This window comes from Paenibacillus sp. FSL F4-0125 (assembly GCF_038008565.1).
In the GTDB taxonomy this organism is placed as follows: domain Bacteria; phylum Bacillota; class Bacilli; order Paenibacillales; family Paenibacillaceae; genus Paenibacillus_AQ.
The window spans coordinates 3,178,249-3,197,440 of record NZ_JBBOZJ010000001.1; the positions used below are offsets into that span (position 1 = coordinate 3,178,249).

The window sequence follows — 19,192 nt, forward strand, 5'->3', positions numbered from 1 at the left end:
CTTGTTCTGTGTTATTTTGTATAATAAGAAGAACTAGGCCACGAAGAGGGTGAACGACTTGAAAAAGCTTCATGTATTGATCGTTGATGATGAATGGAACATGCGGAATTTAATACGGATTTATTTAACGAAAGAAGGAATAACGACTAAAGAAGCGTCAACGGGGCATGAGTCCCTCGCTTTGTTGAAACAACAAAACTTTGATCTAATCCTTCTGGATGTGATGATGCCAGATATGGACGGATGGCAGGTTTGTAAAGCCGTCAGAGAGGTAAGTTCTGTCCCTATTCTAATGCTTACAGCCCGCTCGGAAACCAAGGACAAGGTACACGGCCTCGGCATAGGCGCGGATGACTATCTCACCAAACCGTTTGAGCCAGAGGAATTAGTGGCAAGAATTTATTCTTTAGTAAGGCGTTCAATGCTAACATCGATCCAACAACCTTTAAAAAAGGTTCTGACCTATCCAGGGCTAGCGATTTACCCGGATGCTCGTGAGGTATATATTCTGGATACAGCTGTTGAATTCACACTCAAGGAATTTGATCTGCTAACAGCCTTAGCGCAAAATACTCATCGTGTCTTTACGAGAGAAGAACTAGTGGAGCGTTTATGGGGCAATGATTATGAGGGGGAGAATCGTGTCATCGACACACATATTAAGAATATTCGTGAGAAACTACATAAGGCCGGACTGTCCTATAATCCTGTTCAAACGGTATGGGGCTTAGGCTATAAATTTGAGATCCCAGGTAATCACATATGAAGAACAATATTATCGGACTGAAGCTCGGGTCGGTCATTATGTCTGTTTTTTTAGTTGTTTTGCTTATTCTTGGGATTACAATAGACCGAATGTTTACCAGCTTTTATTACAACGAGATGCAAAAAGAAACCGAGGAGCTGACCTCACACTTTATCGGGATGGCTGAATCGCCGGATAGTTCAAACGAGCAGATGATGAGTACTTTTGCAGAGTTTTCAGACGTGAGTATATTTAATATTTCAAAAGACGGTAGTGTCATTCTACATTCGGGTGTTCATGACCGCGCAGATCGTTCATTTATCCATGCTTCGGATCTTAATCTTATTTTTGCCGGAAAAAGTGTGAGTTTTGAGTATAAAGATCCTACAGGGCATAGATATTTCATCACTGGAAAACCCATTTCAGAGGATCACACCATTCAGTCCGCTCTTTACGTTATGTCCTCTACAGAGAACATGAAGCAATCATTGGCTTCAATCCGTAACCTACTGCTGCTCGCAGGAATCGGGGCTTTTATATTGGCATTAGGGATCACAGGAATAATTAGCTTGCTATTATCAAGGCCGCTGATCAAGATGCAGAAAGCGACTCGAAAAATCGCTGCCGGTGAATTGGAAACGAGACTTTCCATACGGAGCACCGATGAAATTGGATTTTTGGCTGGAGCGATTAACGACCTTGCTGTAGATCTGCAAAGATACCGGGATACGCGTCAGGAATTTCTAGCCAACATTTCTCATGAGCTGCGAACACCCATCACTTATTTGAAAGGGTATACTAAGGTCATAAAGGGTGGACTTTATGAGACTGAAGGGGAAAGAGATCTATATTTGGATATTATTCACGAGGAAGCGAATCGGCTTGAACATCTGGTAGAAGATTTATTTGAACTGGCAAAGATGGAGGAAGGTAAAGTCACATTTACGCTGGAGTGGCTAGATCTTAAGCATATGGCAGAACAAGCGGTACGCAGAGTCGAGCTGAAAGCCAAAGAGAAGGGAATTCAGCTGAAGATTACGTATCATGGAGATTCATATAGGGTTCGTGGAGATGAAAAGCGTATGGAACAGATTATAATGAATCTCCTGGAGAATGCGATCCGTTATACGGATGAAGGTGGGATTAAGGTCCATGTGAACGAGAAGGCTGACGAAGATGCTGTTGTATTTATTGTAGAAGATACCGGAATCGGGATTCCTGAGGAAGAACTCCCCTTTGTCTTTGAGCGATTCTACAGAGTTGAGAAATCACGCTCAAGGCAATATGGGGGTACAGGACTTGGACTATCCATTGTTAAAAAGCTTGTAGAATTACACGGCGGTAAGATTCGAATTACAAGTCAGCCTGGAGTTGGAACCCGTTGCGAGGTACAGTTGTCTAGATTAGCAGAAACCGAAAAGTAAGAACCAAAAGAGACTTTGCGTATTTACGCGAAGTCTCTTTTTACATGCAATCAACTAAGTGATTCTGTTGGCTCAAGCTCTTTAAGCGCCCATTCGCAAAACTGTATAGAGCTCTCCATATCCAGCACACGCTTCTGAATGAGTAAATAACGTCCGAAAGTCGTTGCTCTTAATTCGCGAGTCTCACCTCGTTCATCACGTAAAACTTCGTTGGCTTTCAGCAAGACCTTGTAGCGCTCTAGTTCGCTTTTACAAAACTCTTCACGTTTTTGCAGAAGGTCCTTTGCCTCCTCAGGTTTGGAGAGCCATAAGCTATACAGCTTGAAATGCAGCTCGTCCCGAAGAACTGGAGGCTCCGCTGGGGTTTCCACCCATTTCTGCAATTGCTCAAGTCCTGCTTCCGTAATGGAGTATTCCTTTTTATCCGGCTTATCCGATTGCTGAATGAGCTGATATGAAATGAAACCTTGCTGCTCCATGCTCATTAGAAGCGGATAGATTTGACTATGTCCGGCTCGCCATAACGGTTTGATATTTTGTGTTAGTTCATATCCAGACAACGAGTTAGCACTAAGTAAAGTCAGAAGACCATAAGACAGTGTATTCATTACTCTGAAGCCCTCCAGTTATTATAATTCCGTTAATATTGTGATTTTTGGGCATATGTCATGATTGACATATCGTCTATACGATTATAACATTATTTAAGTTAAATTATATATGTAAAAGTAGACATATAAAAAAGATAAGGAGGGGTAGCATGGATGTTAAACAAGAAAGTAAAATTCATTTTTGGCCTATAATGATTGCCATATTCTTTGGAAATTTCGTCTCTGTCTTAAGTACAACGACCATCAACATAGCTGTTCCTCTTTTAATGAATCATTTTCATTCGAACCTGAACACTATGCAATGGATGGTTACAGGTTTTATGCTAGCAACAGGAGTGACTGCACCACTTGCCGGATATCTGGGTGGCAGATTCAGCTATAAGCGACTGTATCTGTTCGCTTTGATGGGATTCACCATGTTCTCCTTACTCTGTGCAATAGCTTGGAATCCAACCTCTCTAATTGTATTTCGAATGCTTCAAGGCTCTTGCAGCGGATTGATTATGGCTTGTACCATGACGATTATTTTCCAAGTGATTCCGTCTGAACGCAGACCTTTCGCTGTGAGCCTGTGGTCACTGTCCGCGATGGTTGCCCCAGCCATTGGTCCGACATTTAGCGGATGGTTACTTCAGTATGCAAGCTGGCACTGGTTATTCTTAATTAACATTCCCATTGGGATCATTGCTATTATTCTGACTGTAGCGTTAATTCCATACTATCGAATGAATGTTCCGAAGTCCTTTGATATTCCTGGATTTCTTACCGTCGTACTGGGGAGTTTATCTTTGCTAACTGCATTTAGCCAAGGCAACAGCTGGGGGTGGAGTTCATGGAAGACCTTATCCTTAATCCTTGTGGGCATCATTCTTCTAGTTTACTTTGTCTTGCACGAGCTGAAGGCGGAAGTACCACTGCTGAATCTACGTGTCTTCCGAAATCGCCGCTTTACTGCCATGCTTAGTATCTATAGCCTGGTGACGATAGCGATGTATGCTGGAACTTACTTAACACCATTGTTCTTGCAAACAGTAGAAGGAGCAACAACGCTTAAAACGGGGCTTATCTTATTGCCATCTTCGATTCTTCTGGCTTTACTTAGTCCAATCGTGGGTAAGATGTATCCAAAGTTTGGGCCTGTGAAGTTAATTTCTGCTGGTATTTTATTTATTTTCATCGGTTTATTCATGATGAGTCGGCTGCATACGAACGTTTCTTACAGCTTCATTATGTGGGCGATGGTCGTTCGAAATCTAGGTATTGGATTAGCCAACGTCCCTAGCAGCACAGCCTCTATGGAGGAAATTCCAGTCGAATGGTCAGGTCACGCCACATCGATCAACAACTGGGTTCGGAATGTCTTAAGCTCACTCGGTATTGCAGTTTTCACCTCTATTTTGTCAACAAGATCCTTGCTACACTCTAAGGAGTTAATTAGCTCAGGTGCAGGTAATACTGATTCGATAAGATTACTATCGTTCACGATGGGTGTGAATGATGTATTCGTAGTTGGCTCAATCATCGTGTTGTTTGGATTACCGCTTATGTTATTATTGCGCAAGAAACGAAGTGTGATCTCCGTTCAAAGCACAGGATAACCTTCGTATCCTATTAGATTAGAAAAGCAGACCAAGGGTTTAGCCTTGATCTGCTTTTTTTATATGTTAAGTTAGTGCATCATGTCGCCCATTCCACCCATGCTGCCCACGATTTCCGGATTGATCATCCCAAAGATCATCGCGATATGCGCTACAACCAGGAACCCGCTGATGAGTATGAAATGAAGCTTCATTTTCTCTTCTTCAGTTCTTTTACGAGCGATCAGACCAAGATCTAACAAAGCTAACGGTAATAAGAAGAGCACTCCACTCAAATAGAAACCTACGGCTACCACATCCACCCACGTATGCCACTCGCCATTTACTGACAAAGGGATGAATGCGGTAGGGAACAAGTAGAGAAATACCCCTGTGAAGTACAATCCGGCTAGAATGCTGCAGATTTTGTTGAAGGTTCGTAACGAGCCTTTTAGATTCTTGGTGAATAAGATAATAAACTCTGTAACGGTGATCGTCTCAGCAAAAATCACGGGGATCGCCATGAATAAAATCAAGTTCCATGGCTGATTGTCCGCTAGCAAAGACATATAATGCGTCATGTTCATAAAATACTCCTCCGTTATATAAAAATAACTTTCGTACTGATCGTATTCGAGAAGTATGTGGAAAGTATGTAGAAACGAATGTATTATAAATACATCCATTAATTACATTCGAGGGGAGCAAGACGAGCGTGGGAAGAGGACTACGTAGTATTTTATTTGATTTGGATGGGACATTAACGGACCCAAAAGTAGGCATTACAAAAAGCGTAGAATACGCATTGAACAAATTTGATATTCAGATCGAGCATTTGGATATGCTTCTTCCTTACATAGGTCCGCCTCTTTACGATTCATTTATTGAACTGCATCAGTTCTCAGAGGAACAAGCGCGTCAAGCGGTTATTTTCTACCGTGAGCGTTACAGCACCGTTGGGCTATTTGAGAATATGGTGATTGATGGTATACCGCAATTGCTGGAAGGTCTTAAGATTAATGGATTTTCATTGTATGTAGCCACCTCCAAGCCTACTGTTTTTGCAGAACAAATTCTTGAACGTTACAAACTAGATCATTATTTTGAGCATATCGGTGGTAGTAATCTAGACGGAACCCGATCTAAAAAGAAAGAAGTGATACAGTACGTCCTCGATCAGAATGCTATTCATCCAGAAGAAGCTGTGATGATTGGAGACCGCGAGCATGATATCATCGGAGCTAAAGGTTGTGGAGTGGAATCGATCGGTGTGACGTTTGGTTACGGACCTAAAGAAGAACTGGAGCATGCCGGGGCAGATCATATCGCTTATCAAGTAGAAGAAATTGCGGATATCATCCAACATATATCATTAAGAGAGCGGTGTGCGAAATGAGCCAACCTCGTCATTCAATCCTGGAGGGCACAACAATCAAGCTGGTTCCTATGGATGAAAGCCATGTAGAAGGGCTAGCGAGAGTATTAAGAAATCCGAATATCTGGGAATTTACTTGGCGAAAAATAACGTCGGACGAGCAGGTGCAGGATTTAATTACAACCGCATTCGCGAATCAAACCAATGGATCGCAATTTCCCTTCGTTATTATTGAACAAGCTTCTGGACAAATCGTCGGTACTACTCGAATCATGCATCCGGATATGGTTCATCGTAATGCTGAAATCGGATGTACGTGGATCTCGCCGGAATATTGGAGAACTAGTGTGAATACTGAGGCTAAATCATTACTGCTTCACTATTGCTTTGAAGAGCTTAAGCTGGTTCGTGTAGAGTTTACAGTGGTGGCGAGTAACTTGAGGTCACAAAGAGCAGTGGAACGATTAGGGGCTGTAAGAGAAGGAGTTCTGCGCCAGCATAGAATCAGATCTGACGGTTCGATTCATGATAATGTGGTCTTTAGTATTTTGGATAAAGAATGGCCATCGGTAAAAGAGAATCTACACTATTTATTAAATGAGAAGTACTCATAATTCTATAAAAGAAGCAAAGAGTCCCTCTCTTATCGAGAAGGACTCTTCTTCTATAGATCAGCCACAGGGCTGCTTATGGTTATTGTTTAGGACTTACAAGGATTTTCACTTGATTTTTTTCTTTCAGTAACGCTTCGAACCCGTGTTCAATCACTTCGTTCAACTTGATTCTCTTAGTAACCAGTTTGTCCGCAGGGAAGTAACCTTGTTCCATCAGGCTAATTACTGCTGGGAATACATCACGGTATCCGATGATACCAGTTAAATTACGTTCTTTAAGTACGATGTTGTTTGGAGTAATCGTAGCATCTTTTTCAAAAATACTGACGATCATGATTTGACCACTCAATTTAGTGGAATTAATTGCCTGTGTTAGAACGGGAGGGACACCTGTGACTTCAAAAGCAACATCCACGCCACCATCGGTACGTTTTTGAATTTCTTCAACCACATCATATTGCTTAGGATCGATTACAATACCGCCTAGTTCTTCAGCTTTACTCTTACGTTCTTCGGAAAGTTCTACGACATAAATTTCAGCAGCGCCGGAAGCTTTCAACGCTTCAATCACAAGCAAACCGATTGGACCCGCGCCGAAGACTACAGCTTTGTCCCCAACCTTTAATTGACTGGAACGAACAGCATGCAGAGCAACTGCAGAGGGCTCTACTAAAGCGCCTTGCTCATAGGACAAGCTATCAGGAATTTTGTGTACCATATGTTGGTCTGCTGCGACGTATTCTGAGAATCCACCGCCACCACCAGCCAAACCTAGGAAACCCATTTTTTCGCAAAGATTGTATTTACCTTGTCGACAAGCTACACATTCACCACATGCAAAGACAGGCTCGACAACGACTCGATCACCAACATTAAACTTGCTAACGCCTTGACCTACTTCAACGATTTGTCCAGAGAATTCATGTCCCATTACGACTGGAGCTTTTTCACCAGTAAGGGGGTGATCTGTACCTTGGGGAATGAAAATAGGGCCGGCTACATATTCGTGAAGATCGCTGCCACAAATCCCGCACCACTCTATTTTGATTTTCACTTTTCCTTCAAGGGCTGCTGGTTCTTCAATCGTTTCTAACCGTAGATCTTTGACGTTATGCCATCTTAATGCTTGCATATCATTCATCTCCTAGATTAATTAATTGATAATAAATAGTGTTTTTCTCCTGTGAAAGAGGAAACGTTTCCGAGAACAAATATGTCACATAATTTTCATATTGTCAAATTTAAATAATAAAAAATTAATATCGAAAATTAGTGAAAAATTTCACCTAAACGTAGTGTTTATAGGCATAAATGGATTACTTGTAGTTGCTACAAGTGCTTTTATTAGCACATTTATGTTATAATAAACACATTGGAAAAGCGGCTTGGATGAGCCGGATTGATATAATAATAGCTATGATAACGGAAACGATTCCGAAAATGAGGGGACTATCAACTTGGCTAATAAAAACAAAGTAACCATAGAGGATGTAGCGAAACGAGCGGGAGTAGGTATTGCTACCGTTTCAAGGGCGATCAATAATTCAGAGGGAATCAGTTCCAAGACTAAAGCATTAGTGCTGCAAGTGATTGAGGAAATGGGTTTTACACCTAATACTTCTGCACAAAGTCTGAAAATTCGCCAAACGAAGCAAATTGCTCTGGCTGTGCCTGATATTCGAAATGCTATTATTCCAGATATTGCTTGGTCCGTGGAGCAAGCCGCTAAACAGGACGGTTATCGCGTGATTCAGATTAATACTTCCGGAAATCCGCGGACAGAGCTTGAAACAATCCGTGAAATCAAGAAATTACATGTCGATGGCCTTATTATCATGCCCCTTGCTTATCCCAAAACTATGGTAGAGCTAATCAATAAATCGAGCGTTCCAGTCTCTATTATTAACTACGGGAAGCGGATCACAGAAAACGTAAAAGCTGATATCGTCAGCCTGTCACGTTTTGAAGGGCAGCTTATAATGGAGCATCTAATCAGTATTGGTCGAACTAGAATCGCATACGCAGGTGCGCAGAAAGATCTCATTGAGGATCGTTATCTCGCTTATCAACAAGCTTTAAATCAAGTGGATATTTCTTTGGTTTATTTTGGAGAAGATTTCTCCCTGCAAACTGGGGTACAAGCCGCAGATTATTTCTATAGCCTGACCCATATGCCAGATGCTATTTATGCAGTCAATGACATGGTCGCTATAGGAATCGTAAACCGATTTAAAGAATTAGGTGTTCATGTTCCTGAAGATGTGGCAGTGGTAGGAGTAGACAATAACTCATGGACAACTATTACAACTCCACAGATTAGTTCAGTTTCGATCATGGGAAATGAAGTAGCTCGATTAGCTACTCAGCTTCTTTTGCAACGGATCCAAGATAATGTTACGGGTGACTACCAAAGGGTGCAGCTTGATCCGCGTTTAATCGTGCGAGAGTCCAGCGTTTCTGTTAGACGGAATACAACAAGTTGATAATATACTCTAAATCCTGTTAGACTTAATGCTAAGTAAGCTGATGGGTTAATAAGAAATGAGGAGAATATTATGGCTAATATATATAAAAGCGTAACTGATTTGATTGGCAACACACCGTTATTGGAAATTTCGAAATATAGTAAATCTCAGAACGTTGAAGCAAAAATCCTTGCCAAGCTAGAGTCTTTTAATCCTGGAGGTAGCGTCAAGGATCGTATAGGTTATGCGATGATCAAAGATGCTGAGGATAAAGGCTTAATTCATAAAGATTCTGTAATTATAGAGCCAACAAGTGGCAATACCGGCATTGGCCTTGCAATGGCTGCAACCAGCCTTGGGTACCCGTTGATTATCGTTCTTCCGGATACATTCAGTATTGAACGCCGTAAGGTGATGGCTGCGCTTGGTGCTAAGCTTGTATTAACACCTGGAGCTGAAGGGATGAGCGGTGCTTTGAGAAAGGCGGAGGAATTGGCAGCGGAAATTCCACATGCATTCATTCCACAACAATTCAGCAACCCAGCTAACCCGGAAATTCACAGAACGACTACAGCGGAAGAAATCTGGCGAGATACTGATGGAAATGTAGATATTTTTATCGCAGGTGTTGGTTCTGGAGGCACCATATCAGGGGTTGGGGAAGCTTTGAAGGCTAAGAACCCTTTGGTACAAATCGTTGCTATTGAACCGTTTGATTCACCAGTATTATCTGGTGGCCGGCCTAGTGCGCATGGAATTCAAGGAATTGGGGCTAACTTCATTCCGGAGATTTACAATAAAGAGGTTGTTGATGAGATTTTTCAGGTGAAGAATAAAGACGCATTTAACGTAGCGCGTGAAATTGCCAAGACCGAGGGGTTACTGGTAGGGATCTCGTCTGGCGCCGCGGTATATACAGCTACACAAATTGCTAAACGTCCAGAAAATAAAGGGAAGACGATTGTGGTGATTTTGCCGGATACTGGTGAACGATATTTAACGACTACTCTGTTTGATTTTAACGAATAGATTGAACCAACTTATGACTTGAATGTAAGCCATCGGATGGGTGCAGATCCGGAGTATTTTAATTTCTAGCACTGAGGTTAATACCAACAAGGAGGCTCAGCAGAATGCTGAGTCTTTTTGTGCATTTTGTAATTAAAGAGTGATAAACTCAGCCCCTTATTTTACCAACGGCTATGGTACAATATAGCATAAATCGTAGTAGTTCTAAAAAAGGAGTATGAAACGTGTGAATGTGTTCAAAAAAGTTAGAAATAATTATGTGATTTGGCATGCAAATCGTATTCAGTTACTGGATCTTCCTTCAAGTCCTGTCGTTAGAAAGCAAGTGGTTTTCTCAGGTAGAGTTCAAAATGTAGGATTCCGCTTGGAAATATATACGATTGCTGAAAGAATGAGATTAACGGGTAGGGTACGAAATTTAAACGACGGAAGTGTAGAGCTAGAAGTGCAAGGAGAAGAGCAACAAATCTCTTTTTTAGTTCATTGCATGCAATCATTGAAACGGGCATCTGTAAAGAAAGTAACTATGAGTGATCTGCCTCTTAATGAGAGTGAGAAAGATTTTACGATAGTGAAAAAAGTACATATGGATTAGTGGAATTAAGAAGTTATCTTCTTTAACTGTAAAATTTACAGATTAGAAATAAATGGAACTATTGCTTAAGCCATCCGTAACCGATAAATAAAAGAGATTATGATAGCGCAGGAGGTACATATGAACTACAGAATGTTTAGAAAAATGCTTCTTACCACACTTGCCACACTGATGTTAAGCGTTTTGCTTCTTCCGGTTTTAACTTCAGCTAAGACTGCTGTACCAAAGCATACGGGGTCATTTTATGTAAATGATTTTGCGAATGTGATCGACGAGAAAGCTGAGAATTACATGGTGAACTATGGGATTCGATTACATCAGGATACGGGTGCTCAAGTCGTAGTAGTGACAGTTGATTCTACAAATGGAGTTTCGATGGAAGAGTATGCCACTTCGTTATTCAATAGCTGGGGTGTAGGTTCCGCGGACAAGAATAACGGGCTTCTATTGCTGTTATCTATAAAAGATGATGATTACTGGGCGGTACAAGGAAAGGGTATTGAGGATACGTTGCCTAACAGTAAGATTAAAGAAATTCTTTCTCAATACCTTGAACCTGATTTTGCAGCAAAAACATATAGTAATGGCGCACGCAAGACGTATGGCGCTTTTATTCAGGCCATGGGTGGGACTTGGGTGGAAACTGTCGGCACGAAAAACTATGTATCCGATAATGCCGGTGTACTCAAAAAAGTGACAAAGGATTATCTGAACGAATCTAGCAATAGATATAAAACCACAACTGGCAGTGGCATTTATGTGGTTACTGTAAAGAATGCAGGAGATAAGACACTTCAGGATTATACCTACATGAAGTTTGCCTCCGTTGCAGCAGGCCCTAAGGATGTTATGCTCGTACTAGATATTGATGGAGACAACTATCATGTTCTTCAAGGGAAGGACATCGATAAGATTCTAACTAACGATGCGATTAGTAATATTTTGGATACCGTACTTGAGCCTCAATTTGTAAAAAAAGATTACGGGACAGGTGCTACGGCAACTGTCAATGCTTTGTACAGTTTTTTGCTAGCAAGAGCGGATCAGGTCGTTGGAACAACAGGGACAGCAGGAAATAATGGGGGCACAACTGGTTCAAATTCGCCCTCAACAACCACTTCAGCAAAGGAGGCTAGTGTTAGTGTAGGCAAAGGTCTCCTAATTTACTTATTGATATTTGCTCCGCTCATATTGTTCGGATATGGTCTTTCACGACGCAATAAATATATTGAAATGTACGGTTTGCCATTTAATCCGTATAGCCCAAGAAATATTCGGCGGTATGGGAATTGGTACGGTCAAGCGGATTACGGTTATGGTAGACGTTGGCACAGACGTTATAATAATCACTATAATAATCACCATCATCATCATCATAGAAACACACCATCAAATAACTCACAGTCAAGCTTCTGGGGAAACAGCGGTGGAGGCGGCTCTACTAGAGGTGGAGGAGCAGGACGATATTCCTCAAGCAACGAGAATCGTGGGGGCGGAGGTTCGAGTAGTGGCGGAGGTGCAGGTAGACATTCTTCTAGCTCTTCCAGCTCTTCCAGCAGCAGCTACTCTAACAATGATAGTGGCTCTTCCGGTGGAGGAGGTTATTCCGGCGGTGGTGGATCATCAGGTGGTGGAGGTAGCGCCAGCAGTGGTGGCGGAGCGGGTAGACACTAAAAAGGTTGAAGATGAGCAGGTTTCCGGGTTATCCGAAACCTGCTTTTTTGTTTTAGGAGGTTACTTATTTGTTTTGGGTTGTTACTTAATAGTAACTTTTCATAAAATTTATCGTCTATGATAAAGTTAGACATTTATTTTCAAATTCCGAAATAGTCAGGGAGGAAAAAGAAGTGAGCACTTCATCATTACCTCAACGTTCCACCGTACGTAAAAAGAAACCCACAAAAAAACGTAAAAAACGGAGCTTTTTTCGAACACTATCCAAAGTGTTTTTATTCTGTTTAATTTTGTTGATTGCTGGAGGCGGCTGGTTTTACTTTGCACCTTCGGCTAAAAATCTGCGCTATTCAATCGCTGATACACTGATCACAACACAGCACCGCTACATGGCTAAATATATTATTGGCGAGGACGGATTAAAGGACAGAGTGACTGAATATAGTACCCAATTTGAAGAGATGGGGGTCGAAAAGGACACACATACCATCACTCCTGAACCAGAAGTAAAAGAGAAACCACTGGTCGAGATAGAAAATGTATCAGGTACTGGATATTCCGGATATGTCATGATCGTTAATGATCCTACTAAAGTTCGTTTGGGAATTCCGGATAAAGTAGGGTCAGGTGAGAAAGTAACTAGCATGGTGAAGCGCACAGGTGCTATCGCTGGAGTTAACGGTGGTGGATTCGCTGACCCCAACTGGAAAGGTAACGGATTTAAACCTATCGGTATTGTGATCTCACAAGGTAAGTTATATTACAACGGTCTCGGTGGCAAGAAATCCACACAAATCGTAGGTCTTGATAAACAAGGGAAGATGGTTGCTGGAAATTATACTTTGGACGAGATTAGTAAAATGGGTGTTCAGGAGGCAGTAACTTTTAGCCCTCGTTTAATCGTCAATGGAAAAGGATTGATTAAGAACGCTGCTGAAGGTTGGGGAATTGCACCAAGAACAGCGATGGGCCAGCGAGCTGACGGAGCGATTATATTTGTTATTATTGATGGAAGACAACCTACTTATAGTATTGGGGCAAATCTATACGATGTGCAGCAAATCCTTCTTAAGCATGGAGCCGTGATTGCTGCCAATTTGGATGGAGGTTCTTCTACTGTGCTGGTAAAAGACAACGAGATTATGAACAAGCCATCCTCTCAATATGGGGAACGATATTTACCTACGGCTTTTCTAGTATTTGAGCACCCGGAGCAGGTTGATATGCCGAATATTTGGAAAGGACTTGACCCCTCCAAAATTGATGCTGCTAAGAAGCGTACACGCTAAAGCATGCTTAATACGTAAATAAGATAAGGATTATCTTGGATTGCCATATGAAAATATGCTACGATATCACCTAGCATGAAACAGAATACAGAACTAACAGGTCTGGAACAGGGGGAATAGGAGTGACGTTGCAACAACTCCGCTACGCTATCGAAATTGCAAATAGTGGCTCCATGAATGAGGCGGCAAAGAAGCTTTTTGTCTCTCAACCGAGCCTGTCCAATGCCATTAAAGAGTTAGAAAGTGAACTGGGGATTACGATTTTTGAGCGGACCAACCGTGGAATCAGTATTTCCGTAGAGGGGATGGAATTTCTAGGTTATGCCCGCCAAATTATTGAACAGACGGAGCTTATGGAGAATCGTTATACTGGGAAAAAGCGTAGTCCGATCTATTTTTCCATCTCTACGCAGCACTACGCCTTTGTGGTTGACGCCTTTGTAAATCTCATGAAGCAGAATGACGTCTCGGAATACAATTTTAGCTTGAGAGAGACGCAAACCTACGAGATTATCGAGGATGTACGTACCTTGCGCAGTGATTTAGGAATTCTTTATATTAACGAGAGTAACTATAAGCATATGAATAAACTGTTTAGTGACGGCAATCTGAAATTCACACCGCTTTTTAATACGGATCCGCATCTTTATGTTCGAACCGGACATCCGCTGGCTCGTAAGGAAGTTATTACTCAGGATGATATTGTACCGTTCCCTTATATCACTTTTGAACAGGGTGAGAACAATTCACTGCATTTCTCAGAGGAAATGTTAAGCTTTTCACAAATTGAGAAGAATATTAAGGTGAATGACCGAGCGACACTGACCAATTTATTAATGGGTACGGATTGCTATACGGTAGGCACAGGAATTCTGGCGTCTGATCTAAATGGTGATGGCCTGAAGACGATTCCTTTTGAGAGCAATGAAGTATTTACGGTTGGCTGGATAGCGCATAAAGATCGCAGACCTAGTGTAATGGCATCTAAGTATATCGAGATTTTGAATGACCTGGTTTCAGGAAGTTATTTTGACCTAAATCATTTTTTACTATAGCAGTAGGAGGATCGGTATGATTAGACCCGTAATTGGCACCCAGAGAAATGCTCCACCCTTTCGCTACGATATCGTTGGCAGCTTCTTACGCACGGATGAGATAAAAGCAGCCCGCCTCCAATATGACGATGGTGAAATCACGGGCAGTCAGCTTCATGAAATTGAGAATATTGAAATCGCCAAACTTCTGGAACAAGAAAAAGAAGTGGGTTTATTGGCGGTCACAGATGGGGAATTCCGCCGTTCCTGGTGGCATCTTGATTTTTTTGTAGGGATTAAAGGGACAGAGAAGATTAACTTGAATCAAGGAAGAGCGGAGGCGGTTCAGCGCGCGGAATCATTTAGAATTGTGGACCGAATTGCCTTTGAAGATCATCCGATGATCGAGCAATTTATCGCTTTGAAGCAAATGGCTGGAGACCGAATTCCGAAAATGACTATTCCTTCACCCGCTTTATTTCACTTTGTGGAGGAGTTTAACGGGAATGAGGTTTATCCGGATCAGGAAACGTTATTTCAAGATATTATTGCTGTTTATCGAACTGCAATCCAAGCGTTCTATGATGCGGGCTGCCGTTACCTCCAGTTAGACGATACAACTTGGGGAACGCTGTGTAGTGGCAGACATCGGGCGCATTTACGCAGCAGAGGTACAGATCCAGATCAATTGGCTAAGGATTATGTTAGGCTGATTAACGAGAGCATTGCCAATCGTCCACAGGACATGACAATTGCGCTTCACGTATGCCGAGGCAATTTTCGTTCTACATGGTTCGCTGCTGGTGGTTATGAGCCTGTGGCGGAAGAGCTTTTTTCGAATACTAAAGTGGATGCCTTTTTCTTGGAATATGATAATGAGCGGGCGGGTAATTTTGAGCCCTTACGTTTTATTAAAGATCAATTTGTAGTGTTGGGACTAGTAACTACGAAACATGGGGGTCTTGAGAGCAAAGAACAGCTCAAAGCGCGTATTGAAGAAGCGGCACAATATGTTGATATTGAGAAGCTTTGCCTAAGTACTCAATGTGGATTTGCTTCAACCGAGGAAGGGAATATTCTAACCGAAGAAGAGCAGTGGGATAAAATACGTCTCGTAATCGAAACCGCCCAAGAAATTTGGGTTTAAGTAAAAATACGTAAATCTGATGGCCTGCTATAGCGTAAGCTTATGGTAGGCCATAGTTTTTAGGAGTTACCAGCCCTTGATGATGAAGTGCTATAGTGAATGCAACAGAACAAGCACAGAGAATCGAGGAGGTCGGCCCCATGAGTACCATTCAAACAGGAACGCAAAGAACGGAAGTACCCTTCAGAGTTGATATAGTAGGTAGCTTCTTACGCCCGGAAACAATTAAGAGAGCTCGCGTTCAATTTCAAAACAATGAAATCACGGCAGACGAATTGCGCAAGGTTGAAGATACGGAGATTGCCAGAGTCGTGAAAAAGCAAAAAGATGTAGGTTTAAAAGGAGTAACGGACGGTGAATTCCGCCGTTCTTGGTGGCATTTAGACTTCATGTGGGGTCTGGAAGGCGTAGCTAAGAAAGTCAGCAAAGAAGGCTATTTATTCAATGGCATGGAGACAAGAGCGGAAACGGCAATCCTATCTGGCAAGATTCGCGGTACGAATCATCCAATGATCGCAGATTACAGACAACTGGCTCGCGTTGCCGGTAACGATGTAGTTGCGCGTCAAACGATTCCATCTCCTGCACAATTTCTTGCTGAGCTGCAACGGAATCACCAGACCACTGCAGCTGTTTACGATAACCAAGATGAACTAGTTGCTGATATTGCCGCAGCATATCGTGAAGTGATTCGCGACTTCTATGAGGCGGGTTGTCGAAATCTTCAGTTGGACGATTGCACATGGGGGATGCTCTGTGACAAAGGATATTGGGAAGCGCGACAAAAAGAGGGTGTAAATGTTAACGAAATTGCTAAGTTGTATGCATTCGTAAATAATGAAGCGATTAAGGATCATCCTGCTGATATGGTCATTACCATGCATGTATGCCGTGGAAACTATGCTTCTACATGGGCAGCTTCCGGTGGATACGAGCCAATCGCAGAAGTGTTATTCGGAACTGTGGATGTTGATGGGTTCTATCTGGAGTTTGATACGGATCGGGCAGGTGATTTCGCACCATTAAGATTTATCAAGGATCAACAGGTTGTTCTAGGATTGTTCAGCTCGAAGACCGGTGAGCTTGAGAATAAAGAAGAAATCGTGGAGCGTATTAAAGAAGCGTCACAGTATGTTAACATCAATCAGCTATGTCTAAGCCCACAATGCGGTTTTGCTTCTACAGAAGAAGGAAACCATTTGACAGATCAGCAACAGTGGGACAAACTGCAATTTATTAAAGAGATTGCGGATGAAATTTGGCATTGATTTGATAAATACTAGCAGGCTCCTGATCGATTCAGGGGCCTTTTTTATGAGTGTATTGTGACAGCTTAGAGGATTAACCTAGCAGCGCACTTTACTAGAGCTATTAATCAAGGGTATAATAAGTAACAATTGTTTTTAATTCATGTTGAAAGAGAGCGGGAACAATATGGGTCGTAAGTGGAATAATATTAAGGAAAAGAAAGCCTCCAAAGACGCCAACACAAGTCGCGTTTATGCTAAGTTTGGTGTTGAGATTTATGTAGCAGCCAAGAAAGGTGAACCCGATCCAGAAGCAAACCGGGCACTGAAGGTTGTATTAGAACGTGCAAAAACTTACAATGTACCAAAAGCGATTATCGACCGCGCAATGGATAAAGCCAAAGGCAGCGGTGATGAGAATTATGAAGACCTTCGTTACGAAGGGTTTGGACCTAACGGTTCGATGATTATCGTCGATGCGCTTACGAATAACGTTAATCGTACAGCACCTTTGATTCGTTCTACATTTAGTAAGAATGGCGGAAATATGGGTGTCAGCGGATCAGTAGCCTATATGTTTGACTCAACGGCTGTTATCGGTGTGGAAGGTAAAACCGCTGATGAAGTGATTGAGATGATGTTCGAAGCAGAGCTTGATGTACGTGATGTACTGGAAGAGGACGAAGCAGTTATCGTATATGCTGAGCCTGATCAGTTCCATGCCGTACAAGAAGTATTCAGAAATGCTGGAATTACCGAATTTACTGTAGCAGAATTAAACATGCTTCCACAGAACTATGTAACACTTCCTGAAGATGCACAAGCTCAATTTGAAAAACTGATTGATGCTTTAGAAGATTTGGAAGATGTGCAACAGGTGTATCATAACGTGGAGTTTGAAGACTAAGAATAATATCTAACAAGGCGATGGAGTTCGCCTCAACCGTCTCATGAGACTAATGACTCCTACCAGTGTGAGCTTCACTGGTAGGAGTCTGTTTTGTTGTTGGGACTGCTTTATACTGATTTTGGAGGCTGTCGTAATGAATCAATGGTCTGCACGATGGGTTGAATTCGCTAAGAAAAGAAGTCATTTTGCACTATGGAGTACATTTATCAAATGGATTGTACTCGGAAGTGTGGTTGGACTTTTATCGGGAACTGCCTCGGCATTCTTTCTGAAAAGCTTAGATTATGTAACAGATGTACGTCTAGAGCATCCGTGGCTGCTTTATTTGCTGCCTCTTGGAGGAGTCCTTGTTAGTTTCTTATATATGCGTTATGGAAAAAACAGCGTTAAAGGAAATAATCTTATTATAGAACAAATTCAGGATGGTACAGAGACCATTCCTTTACGCATGGCACCCTTAGTATTGTTCGGAACACTGGTAACTCATTTGTTTGGCGGATCTGCCGGACGTGAGGGAACCGCAGTACAAATGGGAGGAAGCCTCGCGGAATGGTTTGGAAAATTAATCAAAATCAGTCCGCTGGATCGCAAAATATTGTTAATGTGCGGGATTAGCGGAGGTTTTGGCTCTATTTTCGGAACACCACTAGCTGGAACCTTATTTGGTCTAGAAGTGGTAACGATTGGACTTATTAGCCAACAAGCGTTACTTCCATGTTTTGTGGCCAGCTTTGTTGGTGATCTGGTCACCACTCAATTGTGGGGCGTTGATCATACTCACTATGTAGTGAATGAGTTTCCTGCCTTAAGTGTAATGATTATTCTAAAAGTGGTATTGGCTTCTGTTATTTTTGGTCTTGTGAGTATGCTTTTCAGTGAACTGACTCATTTTCTAAAAAGAACCTTCACCGCCATGATTAACAATCCGATGATAAAAGCTGCAGTAGGTGGTTTAATTATCATAGCGTTGGTATTCGTTGTAGGGTCACGCGACTATCTGGGACTTGGTATCCCTTTAATCAAGGATTCTTTTGAGGGTGAGGTCTCACCGTTCGCTTTTTTGTGGAAGCTGATTTTTACCGCTTTTACCTTGGGAACAGGATTTCAGGGTGGTGAAGTTACTCCGTTGTTTGCGATTGGGGCCACATTAGGCAATGCTTTGGCTGGAATATTACATGTGTATGGTCCCTTTTTAGCTGCGCTCGGATTCATTGCTGTTTTCTGCGGAGCTACGAGCACACCTATCGCATGCTTTTTAATGGGAATTGAGCTGTTCGGTTCGGAAGGTGCAATTTATATGTTCATCGCTTGTGTGGTGAGTTATTTGTTCTCCGGACATTCGAGTATTTATACTTCTCAGCTTATCGGTGTATCAAAGAGTCAGCTCATTTCAATCCCTCAAGGGACTAGGATAAATGGTGTTAAAAAAAGAAAATGATTTTTCGGAAATATTTTT

General features: G+C 42.0%; 18 protein-coding genes and 1 riboswitch. Of the genes, 15 read left to right on the forward strand and 3 right to left on the reverse strand.

Annotation, left to right across the window (positions count from 1 at the left end):
- The first annotated feature begins 58 nt into the window (after positions 1-58).
- Together NST74_RS13970 and NST74_RS13975 are read left to right on the forward strand one after the other, a co-directional pair.
- Positions 59-766: a response regulator transcription factor gene (locus NST74_RS13970; RefSeq protein WP_341112630.1), complete on the forward strand. Its 708-nt coding sequence runs from the start codon at positions 59-61 to the stop codon at positions 764-766.
- Positions 763-2,169, forward strand: a complete 1,407-nt coding sequence (locus NST74_RS13975) for a sensor histidine kinase (protein WP_341112632.1) — start codon at positions 763-765, stop codon at positions 2,167-2,169. Before NST74_RS13970 ends, NST74_RS13975 begins: the two co-directional genes overlap by 4 nt.
- Before the next feature lie 50 nt (positions 2,170-2,219).
- Here NST74_RS13975 and NST74_RS13980 read toward each other — a convergent pair whose 3' ends face one another.
- Positions 2,220-2,777: a PadR family transcriptional regulator gene (locus tag NST74_RS13980; protein WP_341112633.1), complete on the reverse strand. Its 558-nt coding sequence runs from the start codon at positions 2,775-2,777 to the stop codon at positions 2,220-2,222.
- 152 nt (positions 2,778-2,929) lie between these two features.
- Here NST74_RS13980 and NST74_RS13985 point away from each other — a divergent pair, with 152 nt between their 5' ends.
- Positions 2,930-4,378, forward strand: coding sequence for an MDR family MFS transporter (locus NST74_RS13985; protein WP_339290989.1), 1,449 nt, complete (start codon positions 2,930-2,932; stop codon positions 4,376-4,378).
- A 71-nt stretch (positions 4,379-4,449) separates the two neighbouring features.
- On the opposite strand, the gene NST74_RS13990 is transcribed toward NST74_RS13985, so the two are convergent.
- Complete coding sequence (locus NST74_RS13990; protein ID WP_042127487.1) at positions 4,450-4,944, reverse strand: DUF6803 family protein; 495 nt, start codon at positions 4,942-4,944, stop codon at positions 4,450-4,452.
- Between the two features lie 128 nt (positions 4,945-5,072).
- On the opposite strand from NST74_RS13990, the gene NST74_RS13995 reads away from it, so the two are divergent.
- Together NST74_RS13995 and NST74_RS14000 are read left to right on the forward strand one after the other, a co-directional pair.
- Positions 5,073-5,753: an HAD family hydrolase gene (locus NST74_RS13995; RefSeq protein WP_042127488.1), complete on the forward strand. Its 681-nt coding sequence runs from the start codon at positions 5,073-5,075 to the stop codon at positions 5,751-5,753.
- Entirely contained in the window at positions 5,750-6,346 is a 597-nt protein-coding gene (locus tag NST74_RS14000) for a GNAT family N-acetyltransferase (protein WP_341112635.1), read from the forward strand. Before NST74_RS13995 ends, NST74_RS14000 begins: the two co-directional genes overlap by 4 nt.
- 79 nt (positions 6,347-6,425) lie before the next feature.
- Here NST74_RS14000 and NST74_RS14005 read toward each other — a convergent pair whose 3' ends face one another.
- The gene (locus tag NST74_RS14005; RefSeq protein ID WP_042187954.1) at positions 6,426-7,478 is read right to left on the reverse strand and encodes a 2,3-butanediol dehydrogenase; all 1,053 of its coding nucleotides are present in this window, start codon (positions 7,476-7,478) and stop codon (positions 6,426-6,428) included.
- A 325-nt stretch (positions 7,479-7,803) separates the two neighbouring features.
- Between NST74_RS14005 and NST74_RS14010 the strand changes: the two genes are divergently transcribed.
- The 10 genes from NST74_RS14010 (at position 7,804) to NST74_RS14055 (ending at position 19,174) form a co-directional block, all read left to right on the forward strand.
- Positions 7,804-8,829 carry a LacI family DNA-binding transcriptional regulator gene (locus NST74_RS14010; protein WP_042132164.1) on the forward strand — a complete coding sequence of 342 codons (1,026 nt, stop codon included), beginning with the start codon at positions 7,804-7,806 and terminating at the stop codon, positions 8,827-8,829.
- A gap of 72 nt (positions 8,830-8,901) precedes the next feature.
- The gene (gene cysK / locus NST74_RS14015) at positions 8,902-9,840 is read left to right on the forward strand and encodes a cysteine synthase A (protein WP_042127494.1); all 939 of its coding nucleotides are present in this window, start codon (positions 8,902-8,904) and stop codon (positions 9,838-9,840) included.
- A gap of 217 nt (positions 9,841-10,057) precedes the next feature.
- Positions 10,058-10,435: an acylphosphatase gene (locus NST74_RS14020; protein WP_341112638.1), complete on the forward strand. Its 378-nt coding sequence runs from the start codon at positions 10,058-10,060 to the stop codon at positions 10,433-10,435.
- A gap of 120 nt (positions 10,436-10,555) precedes the next feature.
- On the forward strand, positions 10,556-12,109 hold the full coding sequence (locus NST74_RS14025) for a TPM domain-containing protein (protein WP_341112639.1): 1,554 nt from the start codon (positions 10,556-10,558) through the stop codon (positions 12,107-12,109).
- 173 nt (positions 12,110-12,282) lie between these two features.
- The gene (locus NST74_RS14030; protein ID WP_341112640.1) at positions 12,283-13,398 is read left to right on the forward strand and encodes a phosphodiester glycosidase family protein; all 1,116 of its coding nucleotides are present in this window, start codon (positions 12,283-12,285) and stop codon (positions 13,396-13,398) included.
- Positions 13,399-13,520: 122 nt separating this feature from the next.
- Complete coding sequence (locus NST74_RS14035; protein ID WP_042127507.1) at positions 13,521-14,453, forward strand: LysR family transcriptional regulator; 933 nt, start codon at positions 13,521-13,523, stop codon at positions 14,451-14,453.
- A 16-nt stretch (positions 14,454-14,469) separates the two neighbouring features.
- Complete coding sequence (locus tag NST74_RS14040; RefSeq protein WP_341112642.1) at positions 14,470-15,579, forward strand: 5-methyltetrahydropteroyltriglutamate--homocysteine S-methyltransferase; 1,110 nt, start codon at positions 14,470-14,472, stop codon at positions 15,577-15,579.
- Between the two features lie 140 nt (positions 15,580-15,719).
- On the forward strand, positions 15,720-16,847 hold the full coding sequence (locus NST74_RS14045; protein ID WP_341112643.1) for a 5-methyltetrahydropteroyltriglutamate--homocysteine S-methyltransferase: 1,128 nt from the start codon (positions 15,720-15,722) through the stop codon (positions 16,845-16,847).
- A 166-nt stretch (positions 16,848-17,013) separates the two neighbouring features.
- Positions 17,014-17,733, forward strand: coding sequence for a YebC/PmpR family DNA-binding transcriptional regulator (locus NST74_RS14050; RefSeq protein WP_042127514.1), 720 nt, complete (start codon positions 17,014-17,016; stop codon positions 17,731-17,733).
- A 7-nt stretch (positions 17,734-17,740) separates the two neighbouring features.
- Positions 17,741-17,802, forward strand: a riboswitch (Fluoride riboswitch).
- Positions 17,803-17,869: 67 nt separating this feature from the next.
- Positions 17,870-19,174: a voltage-gated chloride channel family protein gene (locus NST74_RS14055; RefSeq protein ID WP_341112645.1), complete on the forward strand. Its 1,305-nt coding sequence runs from the start codon at positions 17,870-17,872 to the stop codon at positions 19,172-19,174.
- Positions 19,175-19,192 lie beyond the last annotated feature (18 nt).